Raw genomic sequence first — 13,723 nt, forward strand, 5'->3', positions numbered from 1 at the left:
TAGGAGTGATGTTCGTAAGTAAGAAATTAAGAAAATAACAAGTAGAGCGTCAAGAATAAAACTATGACTGAAAAATTTAAAAAAGGTGACAAGTAGAATGGGAAACTGCTCAAGGTACAACTACAGGCAAAATTAAAGAAAAACTCACCTCCCTATAAACATTAAAGGACATCACGTTGCAGCTTCCGAAGACAACCCGCAGTATTTGGTAGAAAGCGAAAAAACAGGTAAAGAAGCAGCCCATAAACCGGAGTCATTGAAAAAAGTCAAAGAGTAGAAAGTAAATTATGAGTAAAGATACAGAATCTATAATCAAAGAATTTAAGCAAGCGGTAAATATGACACCGAAAGAAATTGAATCTTGGCTGAAAACCGAGGAATTAAAAGAAGTCGGGCAAAAAGATGGGAATGACGAATCAATCGGTCATAAATCCGGGCAAAAAATTATAGAGATACTAGAAAAAAGCAAGATAAATATAGCGACGATGACGTAGCACACATGAAAAAAGTAATTAGTTACGTGCATCGCCATAGCGCCCAAAAACCCGCAGGCGACATCGAACATACGCGCTGGTTGTACTCTTTGAAAAACTGGGGACACCACCCTTTAAAATAATTTAGCCGCATAGATTATCCTGTAGCGTACTCTGTATACTGCCTTACATAGGGCGCGTGGTATGCCAGTACAATATCTCGCTGAGGTACTCCCAATGTTAGCAATTGGTCGGCGATCGCATCTTCTGTACCATCGTGCTGCACCCAAATTTTTCCATCTCTAATATCTACGTGTCTGCGCCCAGATCGATATAGAAATCGACAAATCCTAAATCTATATGATAGGGATCGTGATTAATTGTCCATCCCTCATTTTCAAGGGCAGTTCTGACAAGGTAATGAAACTTATCTCTTGCCGATATTTGCAATTAATGAAATAGAACTATGATATATGCTCGAATTTTAACTTGATGCTGGCGGTAAAACTTGGTTTATTTGTTCTGCTGCTGCTATCCCCGATCGCATCGCACTTTCTAATCTGTCGCTTCCACACCAATCACCGCAGCAAATCAACGGCTGGGGTGTGTGGGCGTTTAAGCAATTATCAGCTAAAGGTGTTGTCGCAAAAGCATAGCGCCAACGGTCAACTTGCAGCCAATCAGGAGTAGAGAGTTCTGGAAATAATTTAGCAGCACTATCTAACAATATTTGTCCTACAGGTTGTAAATCTTCTGTATTGATATAATTTTGGGCAAATTTAGCCGAACTATGGAAAACAAAAACAGGCGATCGCATTCCCGACCGTTTGCTACTATCTAAACTAATCCATGCACGAGTATCGTCATCAATAACTGTCACCGCTTGCCAAGGTGGTAAAGGCATATTAGCAGGATAGCCAGCAATAACACTAATACAAGAAGCAAATTCTACCGATCGCAAACTATCTAAAACCAATGGTGCAGCAAATGGTTCTAATAACGTCAACGCTTGGGGTGCGGGAATAGCCACAACTACCGCTTTGGCAACTATTTCAGGATTACCAGCTTCAAACTGGAGATGCCAAAAATTGTTATTTAGACTTAAACCAACTAAGCGCCGATTTAGCAGGATTTCTAGATTGTTCCCCAAAAATCGCGCGACTTCACTCATTCCATTCGGGGCAATATATAGAGGCGATCCTTTTATAGCTTTTAACTTTTGAGTGTCAGCACTAAATTCATACGTTGTATCCGTCCAAACTGCCAAAATACCTTGGGATTTCAGCAACTCAACAAAACTTGTTGTTAATTCCCCATTAGGAATTAAATAACTAAGTCCGCGATCGGCGCAAGTATCATGCAAGCGGCGCGTAGTCACTCGTCCCCCCAATCCACGCGACTTCTCAACTACAACTAGCCGATAGCCAGCTTGATGCAACTGCTGGGCGCAAATTAAACCCGACATTCCAGCGCCAACTATTGCAACATCAAACATAATTTTTTAATTTTTTGCCTTATTAATAATATATTCGCGCAACCAAGAGCCAAGTAAAAGTTTGACAACTAGCATTCTCACCTCCCCGCAAATAGTAGAATAAGAACACGAGTTGGGGTCTGGAGGGATAAAAATTGGACGAAATGAGATCGGCGCTGGAATTAGCTACGGAAGATGAATTGCAACAACTGACAGAACTCTTGTTCTGTCGTAGATTCAATCCCCTCGATTACGTGCATACACCACAACCAATCGATATTCAAAGTAGAGATAGAGAAGCTTGGTTAGACGCGATCGAGCAAAGATTTCGCTATCTAGCCGCCGATGGCGTAACCGTTTTGCGCGGACGCACCGAGCGCGTAACCTATCGTACAGCAATCATTCAAGTGTGTCGCTATCTCAAAATACCGTACTCCAACAACCTCGCTACTACAGACTTAGAAGCCGAGGTATTTTTAAACTTATTAGGCAAAGCTTGGAAACAACTACCCCAAAGCGATCGCTCTCAATTGACAACCAAAGTCCAAAAATCTCTAGCTAAGTGCGAACTATCGGAACCATTACCTTTAGCTGTCCAGCGCGACCCCATAGCCTTATTAGTCAAAGGTGGTAGTGCAATAGCTGTTAGTTCAATTATCCAGCCGATGTTACTCCAACAAATTGCCCGTCAATTTGCCCTTCAATTTGCCAGCTATCAATTAGCCAAAGAAGCCCTAATTGGAGGCGGAACCGCCGCCGCAATGCAGTTGCAAAGTCAACTTGTCCTCCAGAGTGCAAAGCAGGGTATGACCATGACTGCCGCTCGTTATGGCGCTGTTAGAGGCATCTTTGCTTGTATGGGTCCGGTCTTGTGGACGTGGTTTTTTGCTGACTTGGGTTGGCGGTCAATATCTACTAATTACGGGCGGATTATTCCAACTATCTTTGCCTTAGCCCAAATTCGTCTCACCCGTGCAGAAGAAGCGTGCTGGGAGACTGTTTAAAGCACTATTATCTGAAACTGCAACCCCAATTTGCTTGGAACTACGCCCAAATAGGGGTGATATTGTTGCCTTTGTTGCCATCGCTGGGGGCATTGGCTATCTTTTTTGCTTTGTTAATTACTTGGCAGCAGTACCGCCGCATTATTCACCGTCCCTTAAATTGGGGAATGGCAACAATAGCTGCCTTACTTGTCATTTCTACCAGCTTTGCTGTTAATCGTGGCGATGCTTTTTTAGGCTTATTTAACTTTTTACCCTTTTTTATCTTATTTGCTGGCTTTAGGCAGTTAATTTGTATCCCTACCCAACTACGCCGCATCAGTTGGCTGTTAGTAATTACTTCTATCCCGGTCGTAACTATTGGACTGGGGCAATTATTTTTAGGTTGGGTTACTCCTGCCTACTTGCAGCCCATAATTGGTTGGCAAGTTGCGCCCCTTGGCAATCCCACCGGGCGAATGTCCTCTATATTCCTCTACGCCAATATTTTAGCTGGCTACTTAGTAATTGTTTTTATCCTCAATTTGGGCTTATTGCTAGAAAAATATCAAGATCGCGCCAAAAAACCTAATTATTTCACCCTGCTATTTTTAAGCATTGCGGCATTAGGCAACTTGACGGCAATAATATTGACCAATTCTCGTAACGCTTGGGCGATCGGCATAATTGCCCTCTTAGGCTACGCTATTTATCAAGGTTGGCGCTGGGTAATGATTGGAGTAAGTGCGATTTCTTGTAGTATTTTATTAGCAGCCTTTGGGACATCGCCCCTGCAAGAATTATTTAGAAAAATTGTCCCCGCTTTCTTTTGGGCGCGGCTAACAGACCAATTGTACCCAGACCGCCCAATAGCATTACTAAGAACTACCCAATGGCAATTTGCTTGGGATTTAACGCTCCAGCGTCCTTGGACTGGTTGGGGACTGCGTAACTTTACCGCTCTCTATGAAGCAAAGATGCACCTATGGCTAGGACATCCCCACAACTTCTTTTTAATGATGACCGCAGAAACCGGGATTCCGGCAACAATTTTACTGTGTCTTTTAGTTAGCGGGGTATTGATCAGAGCGATTATTTTAGTTGCAGGCGATCGCACTCGTCCCAGCCCAGACAAACTAATATTTTTCAGTTACATCCTCGCCTTTCTATCTGTCACCCTTTTCAACACTGTAGATGTCACTTTATTTGACTTTCGATTGAATACTCTAAATTGGTTAATTCTATCCGCAATTTGCGGAGTAACTTCTAGCTTTGATAGGGCTTACATAGGCAATACGCAAAAATTCGATCCCCCCTAGCCCACGGCAATAAAGCGGGTATCGCTATTCTTCCCGCTTTTTGCCTCCCCTTAAAAAGGGGGGAAAATCAAGCCCAATTTTTATTGAGTTGGAATACAGGGTTAAATGATGAAGTCTAATATTCCGGTACAGAAGGATCGACTTCCCGACTCCAAGCCGCAATACCACCTTTGACATTAGTTCCCTCAATGCCCGCGTCTTTAAGAATGGCTAAAGCCTTCGCCGAGCGCCCGCCCATCTTACAATGAGCAATGAGCCGATGACCGTTGAGCAATTCCTTAACTTTAGCAACTCCTTGTCCGCTCTCAATATCTGGTAATGGCACTAAAACCGACCCCGGAATTTGGGCAATTTCGTACTCGTTAAGATTGCGGACATCAAGCAGGACAAAATCTTTTGCACCACTCTCAATTAATGCCTGCAACTCCTGGACGGTCATTTCTGATAATTCCATCTGTCGTTTTTCCTCCTCTGCTTTCGCTTGAGGAATCCCGCAAAATTCCTCGTAGTCTATCAACTTTTCAATTACTGGGCGCACTGGATTGGGGCGCAGCTTTAGCTCTCTAAACTTCATGTCTAGGGCGTTATACAGCAGCAACCTACCGCTTAAAGTATTTCCTTGACCCAAAATAATCTTGACAGCTTCTGTTGCCTGAATAGTACCAATAATGCCGCACAAAACGCCAAGTACGCCGCCTTCTGCGCAAGAAGGAACCATCCCTGGAGGTGGTGGTTCGGGGTACAAATCGCGGTAATTTGGTCCGCCTTCGTAGTTAAAAACTGTTGCTTGTCCTTCAAAACGGAAAATTGAGCCGTAGACGTTCGGCTTATTTAACAAAACACAAGCATCGTTGACTAGATAGCGAGTAGGGAAGTTATCTGTACCATCGACGATCACATCGTAAGGTTTTACTAAATCTAAGGCATTTTCAGAACTCAGGCGAGTCTCGTACAAATCTACCTGACAATTAGGATTGATTTCTAAAACGCGATTTTTGGCGGATTCAATCTTGGGTTTGCCTACCCAGGAAGTGCTGTGAATGACTTGACGGTGCAAATTAGAGTTATCAACCACATCAAAATCAACAATTCCGATGCGTCCAACTCCCGCCGCCGCTAAGTACAGCAGTAATGGAGATCCTAGGCCCCCCGTACCAATACACAGCACGCTGGCAGCTTTGAGGCGTTTTTGCCCTTCTAGCCCCACTTCTGGCAAAATAATGTGGCGAGAATAGCGTTCGTATTCTTCTTTTGTTAATTGAATTTCATCCAAGTTAGGATTGAGCATGGCAACCAAATTGAGGAACGAAATAAGATCCTATCCAAAAACAACCTACTTTGTTTTAGATTTTCCTAGGTTTTAAACTAAGTTATTAACAATAATAATTTCTTCAGCTTGAAACTGTCGATCGCGATCTAGTTCCCAGCTAAGTAATTCTTGGGCTTTGCCTTGAATTACCGAAACAATAATATACGAGTATTGTTCCCACGCATATAGGCGATCGCATTCTGACGCAATAGCAGCACTATTGGGGTGAGAGTGATAAATGCCAATAATCTCTAAGGCGCGATCGCGTGCTTCTTTTTGCACTTGTAAGATAGTTTGGGGAGAAATCGCATAATTGCTAAGTTGATTGGTTGCTCTACTTTCCTCCACAGTGCTAAATAATTCTGCCGCTTCAGCATTCCAAACGTTTTGAGTTGCTCTAACTTCTACTACAGTTTTGCTACGATTATTGAGTTTTCCTAGCAATAAACCACAGCATTCTTGAGGATAAGCACTTTCACCCTGCTGACAGATAGCTTCAATCTCTTGGCTACAAAGTTCTAAAACCATGTCTAATGAGCCATTCCCGCACCTAAATACAATTCTCCCACTTTAGGATCGTTCAGTAAATCTTGCCCGGCTCCAGAAAAGCGATCGCGTCCCGTATCTAATACATACCCTCTATGCGCCATTGACAAGGCTTTACGGGCATTTTGTTCGACTAAAACAATCGCTGTACCAGTTTGATTTATTTGTTGAATTTGCTCAAATACACTGCTTACCAGTACCGGAGATAAAGCAGCGCTTGGTTCATCTAACAATAATAAATCTGGTTCTAGCATCAATGCTTTACCCATTGCCAACATCTGCCGTTCTCCCCCCGATAAAGTTCCGGCTTTTTGTTGTCGCCGATTGGCTAAACCTGGAAATGTATCGTATATTTTATTTTTTAGACTACTTAGAGGAATATTACGAATAAAAGCACCCATTTCTAGGTTTTCTTCTACACTTAGTGAAGGAAATACGTTTGCAATTTGCGGGACATAGCACATCCCACGCCTGACAATTTGATTTGATTTTAGTCCAGCAATTTTTTCACCTTTGAAGGTAATTGTGCCTTTATGAGGAGTCAATAAGCCAAAAATTGTTTTAGCTAAAGTAGATTTTCCTGCGCCATTTGGACCAATTACCGCAACTAATTCTCCGGGCAAAATATGAAAATTTATGCCTTGCAAAATATCTAGATCCTTGATGTAACCAGCCCAGACATTTTCAACTTCTAATAGCGGCGCAGAATTTTTCATGTCCAACATTTAGCTTACGGGAGAAGTTAGTTACGATTTTACAATTTTTGAGGGCGATTGCCCATGAATTGACCTCCTAGTCTAGTTTCACTAAAACCTAAAATCGCTATTATTGTGGCGTTTGCTGTAATTCCGGTTTTTCTTCAGGAACGATCGCATTTTCTACCGGACAAACTTGAATGCAGATGCCACAATCTATACAAGTAGCAAAATCAATCCAGTACCAACCTGTCCCCTTAACATTTTTGCTTGGACCTTCATGAATACAAGCCACCGGACAAGCATCTACGCAATCAGCGACACCTTCACAGATGTTAGTAACAATTGTATGTGGCATGGTATTTTACCTTTAGCTTTTTATTGACAGCACTAAATTATATTAACAAATTGCCTATTTAAATCGCCATCACAATTTATTACTCCATCTCAATATAGTCCCTGCTTTTAAGTTTTATTTTGACGGCACAAACTCAATAATTCAAGCCTTGATTAATATTAATCGGTAGCCAATCCACATATCTTGTAAAAAGTTAATTGCCAAAAGCTCTAAAAATATCAAACTAACAAAAAGAATTTTGCAGCAAGATTTGGTACTATTTGCTTAAATCAAATATTGTTAGCTTGCGATTGAGAAGAATTGCTGCTTGAGTGCGAGCGATCGCGCAAGAGTACAGAAAATTTTAGATTTTTGGCTACGTGCGGGCAAATTTACACCTCCGCTCCCAAAAATAGTCAGAAAAATCACAAGTATGAGAAATACTCACAAATATTTTGTAGGTGTTTCGCTCTTTAATTTAGGTGATCGCGCTAATACAATATCACAAGCAATAAAAACTAATTAAATTAGTCATGCTTCCATTAATAACTTTTTCGGGATGTATTTCACTAAAAGAATTTATAGAATAGCTGCAACCCTTACCAATAGCCCAAAAAAAATACGGAGCAAAGAAAATAGGAACGACAAAATCAATAAGTTATTGGATAAATTATATACATAAGTATTCCGATCAGAAGTAGATAAATATGGGTAGATACAAGCAAACACTTCTAATTTTGGCGGCTCTTACTTTAGGTTCAACCAGCTTTGCTGCTAGTGCCAATGCGAAATCAACAGGTTATCGAAACAATGAACGGAAGGTTTATATTTTCCACCCAGAAGCTAGAAACAACCAATACTTAGAAAAAAGAGTTTACTACGGCTCTCCAGGTAACTATTACCGAGGTCCTCTAAGAACTAATTATAAAAGACCAAACTTCAAATATTATCGGGAACCTCAAAGAACCATCTACAACGGTTCTAGAGTCGATTATTACCGAGAACCTAGAACAACAATAATTATTAGAGGAGCAAACCGGACTTACATTAAGCCCAATAGATGGTAAAAATGCCAGGATTTTGTAAAAGGAACTGCGTCGCAGTTCCTTTTTTCTGTTCTAACGTCTAACTGAGCCAGTTGTCTCGTAAGGGTCGCTGTAAGCAGTCTTTTCTGAACCTTTGGCAAGCCTACCAGCTAAACCAATTAAACCTAACAAACCTAGCCATCCCCAATCAAAAGTCCGCTCGTTAGTTTGCTGATAACTTGTGGTTTGTGTACCTGTTGTAGTGCTAGGTACGACGGTATCTGTAGTTGTATTACCTGTACTAGGAGTTGTTGTCGTTGTGGTTGTTGTATCGGTTGTGCTGCTTCCAGGGCTTACCGTGGTACCTGTTGTCCCGGTTCCGGTACTAGGAGTGGTTATCTGTGTGTCAGTAGTCGTACTACCTGTTGTCCCTGTTCCAGTGGTTGTATCGGGAGTTGTAGTTGTTCCGGTTCCAGGAATTGTCGTTGTCCCTGTTCCAGTGGTCGTATCGGGAGTTGTAGTTGTTCCGGTTCCAGGAATTGTCGTTGTCCCTGTTCCAGTGGTCGTATCAGGAGTTGTAGTTGTTCCGGTTCCAGGAATTGTCGTTGTCCCTGTTCCAGTGGTCGTATCAGGAGTTGTAGTTGTTCCTGTAGTTGTGTTAGGAGTTGTCCCTGTAGTTGTACTACCTGTACCAGGCGCTGTGGTTGTCCCTGTTCCAGTAGTTGTGTTAGGAGTTGTTCCTGTAGTTGTACTACCTGTACCAGGCGCTGTGGTTGTCCCTGTTCCCGATGTTCCGGTTCCAGTTCCCGATGTTCCGGCTCCACTTCCGCTACTATCTTGAGCAGACACAGGTACTACAGGCAGAGTAGTTAAACTAAAAATAAAAGCACTTGCCCATATAGTTTTAGATAAATTAGAAATCTTCATATTGTAAGTTCCTTTTTTTTAATCTTTGTCAAAGCTTACTAGCACAAAATAGTATTTTTCAGTGTAAATAACAAACTAAACTGCTCAACTAAGACTGATAAAAAGTAGCCTAATTTTTTGTCTTTAATCTTAGATTATGACTAAAAACTTGCTCCATTTATAGAACTTTAGTTGAGTAATCTACTTAGCCAATATACAGACTAATACTAAATCAATCATCGCTAGTTTGCTTTAGGCATTATTCCCCCCATAGACTGGTTTTTTGAGACTTATTTCAGTCATAAGTAAAACAAATATCTTCTTAGCTCTCTTTGTGTCGGAAACTATTTGCGTAGGCTATTTTTAACAAAATAAAATTTTATTGATAAATAATTAAGTATTTATTTTGATAGTTAGCCGCAGTTAAAATTCTTTATTAAAGCAAGTAACCTAAGTAGGATATTTGAGATATAGCAGGTGAAAATTAAGGCTATTGTAAAGAACTCGCGCGATCGCATATTAGATCGCGCAACCCAGATTAACCCCCCTACCCCGGATTGGGAACTAAGTTAAATCGGTTAAGATAACTAAGCACTAAAGCGCGATCGTGATATTCGGGAAACTCCGGTGCAAATCCGGGGCTGTGCCGCAACTGTAAACGAGTCTGCTGTAGGGACAAATCTAACCATTGAGTTGTCTTAAATTCAGTTATCGTTAGCCAGGATGCCGAAATTATCACTAGCTCAATTTATTTCCTGCGTCGCACGGGAAAGGATAACTAATTTTCAATGACTGCTGTAAATACAACAAACATCGAATACTCCATCCCACCACTAAAATTACCACCATTACCGCTCCATCGTCCCTTACTGACGATTGGTCATGGTACTAGAGACGAATCAGGACGACAAAGTTTTTTAGACTTTACGGCGGCTTATCAAGCCTTGGATACATCTAGACCCGTACTACCTTGTTTTTTGGAACTCACCGAACCAACAATTCAACAAGGAGTAGATTTGTGTGTAGAACAAGGTTATACCGAGCTATCAGTGCTGCCGATATTATTATTTGCAGCTAGGCATAACAAATTTGATGTCACGAACGAATTAGATCGTTCTAGAGTCAGACATCCCCAAGTCAAGTTTCATTATGGGCGGCATTTTGGCATAAATCCGGGGATTGTAGACTTATGGAAGTCGCGTTTAGCTGAACTTGATGCACTATATCAGTGCGATCGCGCCGATACAGTATTATTATTTGTTGGTCGCGGTGCAAGCGACCCCGATGCTAACGGAGACTTGTACAAACTAGCTCGGATTCTTTGGGAAGGTAGCGGTTACTCCACGGTCGAAATTTGTTTTATCGGTATTACCCACCCCCGCCTAGAAGAAGGGTTTCGCCGCGCTCGACTTTACAAGCCCAAACGAATTATCGTTTTGCCGTACTTCTTATTTACTGGGATATTAGTCAAGAAGATTTTTGATATTACGTGCGTAGAGCAACAGCAATATCCAGAGATCAAAATTGATTGTTTGCCCGAAATGGGCTTGCATCCTCAGTTATTTTCCGTGCTGAGAGAGCGAGAAATTGAAACTCAACTTGGTCAAGTACAGATGAACTGCGAGATGTGCAAATTCCGCCTAGCGGCGGTAGGAAATAACTCAAACGGTCACGAACACGGACACCACCATCACCATCACGACCACAGCCACCCAGCACCCGATCCTTACGCAGATGTAGCTCAATACCATCAAAGAATCTGGCAAACACCCTAGATAAAAAAAAGGGAGTAGAAAGATCTACTCCCTTTTCTCAAACTTATTTAGCGCCGACTTCTAGAACGACTCCGAGAACCGCTAGAACGAGAACGACTCCCACTACCAAAACTACCTGATGAAGGTCGTCTAACCCGGCTGGAACTAGAATTACCAGAAGGGCGTAAGGTGCTAGAGCCAAAACCAGAGCCACTAGAACGGCTGCCAGCATTTGAAGGCGAACGGCGTACCGTGGAAGATGATGGTCTTCTAATCCCACCAGTAGTCCGGAAATTAGTCCGATTTCTGACTTCCAAGGGTGGCGCATTGTAGCGAGTGCGATAACTGGTTACAGCGCGATCGTAAGTATTGCCGTAGCCGCCATAACCTGTTAATAATCTACTTCCAGGTTGATAGACCGGGGGTACATAGTATTGGGGTCTAAATAACAAGCTACCAATTGCCTGACCTGCTAAAGCGCCAGCAAAAGGACTCCAAAAACTATTCTCGCGACGCACGACGACAGTTTCTTGTTGCCCAGTTTGCGGGTTGACTTGATTTTCGGTCACAGTGTGGTTGTACTCAATTTTGAAGTCTTCCGTAAGGTGCAACGCAGGTTGTCCGTTGGCTACATTTAGATAGCTTTTCTCACCGCTTTTGATTTCTTCATCGGTTAACCTCGCCATTTGCAAATTTGTCGTGCGAAAACTCGGCGGTTGACCGGGAGGAGTATTGAGCAAAAATAGCTCATATTCTCCATTCGCATCGCTATAACTAGCTTGCTGGACGGGATACTTGCCGTCAGCAATTTTTGAAGGTGCTGCCGATTGTTGGGGTGTGTTGGGGCTTTGGCGGACGGCTGCGGTATTGCTGCCACAGCCAATAGTTGTCACACTCAAAGTTAGGCACAAAAACAATATTGTAAATTTACGCAAAATTGGCATCATTTATGATTGAACTCTCATCTATTTCGAGCGTAACAATATCCAATCTTAATTGACACGTGCAAAGTCCGTCCCAAAATTAGCGTGAAGTCCCCAAGATGTTAAAGTTGAGACGAGCATCAATCTTTACCCATAGCTTCAAGAGAATTTAGACCATGGCACAATATCCTATTCCCGTGCTAGTCAACGGTGCGGCAGGCAAAATGGGACGGGAAGTAGTCCGCGCGATCGCCCAATCTGAGGATATGACTTTAGTAGGCGCTGTAGACCGCAACCCCCAATACCAAGATCGAGACGCGGGGGAATTAGCTGGTTTAAGCGAACCCTTGGAAATCCCGATCACCAACCAGTTTGAGCCGATGCTTGCCTTCGCTGCTCAAGAAAAACAGCCCGCCGTCATGGTAGATTTTACCCATCCAAGCTCGATTTACAATAATATTCGTTCGGCGATCGCTTACGGGGTGCGTCCGGTAGTCGGGACGACGGGTTTAAGCGCCGAACAAATAAGCGATTTAGCAGACTTTGCCGACAAAGCTAGTACGGGTTGCTTAATTATTCCTAATTTTTCTATTGGCATGGTTTTACTCCAGCAAGCCGCCGCCAGTGCTTCCCAATACTTCGATCATGTAGAAATTATTGAACTGCACCACAACCAAAAAGCCGATGCGCCAAGCGGTACGGCAATTCAAACCGCCGAAATATTGGCAGAAATGGGCAAACCCTTTAACCCAGCTTTAGTTGAAGAAACGGAGAAATTACCCGGTGCGAGGGGTAGTTTAGCAAACGTTGGGATTAGAATTCATAGCATCCGTTTACCAGGCTTGATTGCCCATCAAGAAGTCATTTTTGGCGCTACGGGTCAAGTTTATACCTTACGCCACGATACAAGCGATCGCGCTTGTTATATGCCAGGGGTATTATTGGCAATTCGCAAAGTGCTATTGTTAAAATCCCTGATTTATGGGCTAGAAAAGATACTATAAGCCGTCCTCAAAACTTCTCCCATGTTAGTCCCTCTTACACGCCAGAAATTTGAACAAGTTATACCTCGAATTGCCTCTGCCCAACAATACAAATACTACTGGGGTAAATCCGCAGATTTTTTGAAGCGGCTGTTAATTTCTGTAGTCGCTGTATTGGGTGTCTTACTACTGCGATTTTTCTTAGGCAGAGGTTTTAGTCCGATCTTATTTGGTGCGGGACTAATTGGCGGACTCTACTGGTTTTGGGGACCAGTATATTGGGCAAGTTTACGCAATCAGAAATATCGCCGCTATCCCTACGCTGGCTTTTTTCGCGGTCGGATTTTAGATATATTCCTAACTGAAGAATTAATCAACACCGAAGAAACAGTAAATCAAATCGGCGAACTTGTATTAATTGAAAACCGCGAACGCAGACTAAACTTAGAAATTGGCGATGAAACAGGGTTTGTAACTACGGTACAAGTGCCACTGCGGAAAGAACATAAAGTGATCGTCACAGGTCAAATAGCAGAAATGGTATTGCTATCAAACAGCCCAGACTTGAGTGATATTGACGAAGTTACAGACTTATATATTCCCAGTCGGAGTCTTTGGGTAAGCGATTATCCCTTTTTGCAAAGAGATATGTTTGTAGATGTCAGCCGTCGGCTGGGGGGCGATCGCCGTCCGCCACAAAAGAAATCGCGATCGTCTTCTAAGCGGCGTTATATAGATTAGACTCATCCAACCAATAGAGAGCTTGAGCATAAATTTATCATTTGTTTATCTTGCGATCACAGTTTTGGCTCATGTTTTGGGTTCTATAAAAATATATAGCAATCCTGAATGGTTCATGAAAATGCACCATACATGAATATCTTTGGGAAATTAAAAATTTGTCGGTGAGTTACTAGCTCAAACAAGCGCTTGACAGCAAAGAAAGATTTACACAGATGATAGAACTCTCGGATAAACCTCTTTGCTTGCAACCAC

Annotated in this window: 14 protein-coding genes, 4 pseudogenes and 1 riboswitch; of the genes and pseudogenes, 8 read left to right on the plus strand and 10 right to left on the minus strand. The window is 42.4% G+C overall.

The window, feature by feature from the left end; all coding sequences use genetic code 11:
* Positions 1-63: 63 nt before the first annotated feature.
* Both AC2VE5_RS08515 and AC2VE5_RS08520 read left to right on the plus strand, forming a co-directional pair.
* Positions 64-277, plus strand: a pseudogene (locus AC2VE5_RS08515) (hypervirulence associated TUDOR domain-containing protein).
* Between the two features lie 10 nt (positions 278-287).
* Positions 288-616 (plus strand): annotated as a pseudogene (locus AC2VE5_RS08520) (DUF3140 domain-containing protein).
* A gap of 14 nt (positions 617-630) precedes the next feature.
* Here the strand turns inward: AC2VE5_RS08520 and AC2VE5_RS08525 are convergent.
* The 3 genes and pseudogenes from AC2VE5_RS08525 to AC2VE5_RS08535 form a co-directional block, all read right to left on the minus strand.
* A pseudogene (locus AC2VE5_RS08525) lies at positions 631-789 on the minus strand (element excision factor XisI family protein); the annotation flags it as partial.
* Positions 783-923, minus strand: a complete 141-nt coding sequence (locus AC2VE5_RS08530; RefSeq protein WP_486887334.1) for an element excision factor XisH family protein — start codon at positions 921-923, stop codon at positions 783-785. The gene AC2VE5_RS08530 and the pseudogene AC2VE5_RS08525, both read right to left, overlap by 7 nt.
* A gap of 34 nt (positions 924-957) precedes the next feature.
* Positions 958-1,968, minus strand: coding sequence for an NAD(P)/FAD-dependent oxidoreductase (locus AC2VE5_RS08535; RefSeq protein WP_486887335.1), 1,011 nt, complete (start codon positions 1,966-1,968; stop codon positions 958-960).
* Between the two features lie 134 nt (positions 1,969-2,102).
* Between AC2VE5_RS08535 and AC2VE5_RS08540 the strand changes: the two genes are divergently transcribed.
* Positions 2,103-2,951 carry a YaaW family protein gene (locus tag AC2VE5_RS08540; protein ID WP_486887336.1) on the plus strand — a complete coding sequence of 283 codons (849 nt, stop codon included), beginning with the start codon at positions 2,103-2,105 and terminating at the stop codon, positions 2,949-2,951.
* The gene (locus tag AC2VE5_RS08545; protein ID WP_486887337.1) at positions 2,933-4,249 is read left to right on the plus strand and encodes an O-antigen ligase family protein; all 1,317 of its coding nucleotides are present in this window, start codon (positions 2,933-2,935) and stop codon (positions 4,247-4,249) included. Before AC2VE5_RS08540 ends, AC2VE5_RS08545 begins: the two co-directional genes overlap by 19 nt.
* A 115-nt stretch (positions 4,250-4,364) precedes the next feature.
* Here the strand turns inward: AC2VE5_RS08545 and moeB are convergent, their stop codons facing one another.
* The 4 genes from moeB to AC2VE5_RS08565 form a co-directional block, all read right to left on the minus strand.
* A complete protein-coding gene (moeB, locus tag AC2VE5_RS08550; RefSeq protein WP_486887338.1) occupies positions 4,365-5,537 on the minus strand; it encodes a molybdopterin-synthase adenylyltransferase MoeB in 1,173 nt (390 codons plus the stop codon).
* A 72-nt stretch (positions 5,538-5,609) separates the two neighbouring features.
* The gene (locus AC2VE5_RS08555) at positions 5,610-6,086 is read right to left on the minus strand and encodes a M67 family metallopeptidase (RefSeq protein WP_486887339.1); all 477 of its coding nucleotides are present in this window, start codon (positions 6,084-6,086) and stop codon (positions 5,610-5,612) included.
* Positions 6,087-6,088: 2 nt separating this feature from the next.
* Positions 6,089-6,820, minus strand: coding sequence for an ABC transporter ATP-binding protein (locus AC2VE5_RS08560; RefSeq protein ID WP_486887340.1), 732 nt, complete (start codon positions 6,818-6,820; stop codon positions 6,089-6,091).
* Between the two features lie 109 nt (positions 6,821-6,929).
* Entirely contained in the window at positions 6,930-7,157 is a 228-nt protein-coding gene (locus AC2VE5_RS08565) for a ferredoxin family protein (protein ID WP_486887341.1), read from the minus strand.
* A 686-nt stretch (positions 7,158-7,843) separates the two neighbouring features.
* On the opposite strand from AC2VE5_RS08565, the gene AC2VE5_RS08570 reads away from it, so the two are divergent.
* Positions 7,844-8,203 carry a hypothetical protein gene (locus AC2VE5_RS08570; RefSeq protein WP_486887342.1) on the plus strand — a complete coding sequence of 120 codons (360 nt, stop codon included), beginning with the start codon at positions 7,844-7,846 and terminating at the stop codon, positions 8,201-8,203.
* A 51-nt stretch (positions 8,204-8,254) separates the two neighbouring features.
* Here AC2VE5_RS08570 and AC2VE5_RS08575 read toward each other — a convergent pair whose 3' ends face one another.
* Positions 8,255-9,088 (minus strand): WGxxGxxG-CTERM domain-containing protein, encoded by an 834-nt coding sequence (locus AC2VE5_RS08575; RefSeq protein WP_486887343.1) that lies wholly within the window; start codon positions 9,086-9,088, stop codon positions 8,255-8,257.
* A 558-nt stretch (positions 9,089-9,646) separates the two neighbouring features.
* Positions 9,647-9,816: riboswitch (cobalamin riboswitch) on the plus strand.
* 39 nt (positions 9,817-9,855) lie between these two features.
* Between AC2VE5_RS08575 and AC2VE5_RS08580 the strand changes: the two genes are divergently transcribed.
* Positions 9,856-10,842, plus strand: a complete 987-nt coding sequence (locus AC2VE5_RS08580; RefSeq protein ID WP_486887344.1) for a sirohydrochlorin chelatase — start codon at positions 9,856-9,858, stop codon at positions 10,840-10,842.
* A 47-nt stretch (positions 10,843-10,889) separates the two neighbouring features.
* On the opposite strand, the gene AC2VE5_RS08585 is transcribed toward AC2VE5_RS08580, so the two are convergent.
* Complete coding sequence (locus AC2VE5_RS08585; protein ID WP_486887345.1) at positions 10,890-11,768, minus strand: hypothetical protein; 879 nt, start codon at positions 11,766-11,768, stop codon at positions 10,890-10,892.
* A gap of 152 nt (positions 11,769-11,920) precedes the next feature.
* Here AC2VE5_RS08585 and dapB point away from each other — a divergent pair, with 152 nt between their 5' ends.
* A complete protein-coding gene (gene dapB / locus AC2VE5_RS08590; RefSeq protein WP_486887346.1) occupies positions 11,921-12,748 on the plus strand; it encodes a 4-hydroxy-tetrahydrodipicolinate reductase in 828 nt (275 codons plus the stop codon).
* A gap of 21 nt (positions 12,749-12,769) precedes the next feature.
* Entirely contained in the window at positions 12,770-13,468 is a 699-nt protein-coding gene (locus AC2VE5_RS08595) for a phosphate ABC transporter permease (protein ID WP_486887347.1), read from the plus strand.
* 113 nt (positions 13,469-13,581) lie between these two features.
* Here AC2VE5_RS08595 and AC2VE5_RS08600 read toward each other — a convergent pair.
* A pseudogene (locus tag AC2VE5_RS08600) lies at positions 13,582-13,723 on the minus strand (IS630 family transposase); the annotation flags it as partial.

This window comes from Aliterella sp. E5.1 (assembly GCF_057473825.1).

Bases quoted from the DNA above. Each gene is read 5' to 3' on its own strand.
- AC2VE5_RS08535 (WP_486887335.1), bottom strand. From the start codon at position 1,968: ATGTTTGATGTTGCAATAGTTGGCGCTGGAATGTCGGGTTTAATTTGC.
- moeB (WP_486887338.1), bottom strand. From the start codon at position 5,537: ATGCTCAATCCTAACTTGGATGAAATTCAATTAACAAAAGAAGAATAC.
- AC2VE5_RS08555 (WP_486887339.1), bottom strand. From the start codon at position 6,086: ATGGTTTTAGAACTTTGTAGCCAAGAGATTGAAGCTATCTGTCAGCAG.
- AC2VE5_RS08560 (WP_486887340.1), bottom strand. From the start codon at position 6,820: ATGAAAAATTCTGCGCCGCTATTAGAAGTTGAAAATGTCTGGGCTGGT.
- AC2VE5_RS08565 (WP_486887341.1), bottom strand. From the start codon at position 7,157: ATGCCACATACAATTGTTACTAACATCTGTGAAGGTGTCGCTGATTGC.
- AC2VE5_RS08570 (WP_486887342.1), top strand. From the start codon at position 7,844: ATGGGTAGATACAAGCAAACACTTCTAATTTTGGCGGCTCTTACTTTA.
- AC2VE5_RS08575 (WP_486887343.1), bottom strand. From the start codon at position 9,088: ATGAAGATTTCTAATTTATCTAAAACTATATGGGCAAGTGCTTTTATT.
- AC2VE5_RS08580 (WP_486887344.1), top strand. From the start codon at position 9,856: ATGACTGCTGTAAATACAACAAACATCGAATACTCCATCCCACCACTA.
- AC2VE5_RS08585 (WP_486887345.1), bottom strand. From the start codon at position 11,768: ATGATGCCAATTTTGCGTAAATTTACAATATTGTTTTTGTGCCTAACT.
- dapB (WP_486887346.1), top strand. From the start codon at position 11,921: ATGGCACAATATCCTATTCCCGTGCTAGTCAACGGTGCGGCAGGCAAA.
- AC2VE5_RS08595 (WP_486887347.1), top strand. From the start codon at position 12,770: ATGTTAGTCCCTCTTACACGCCAGAAATTTGAACAAGTTATACCTCGA.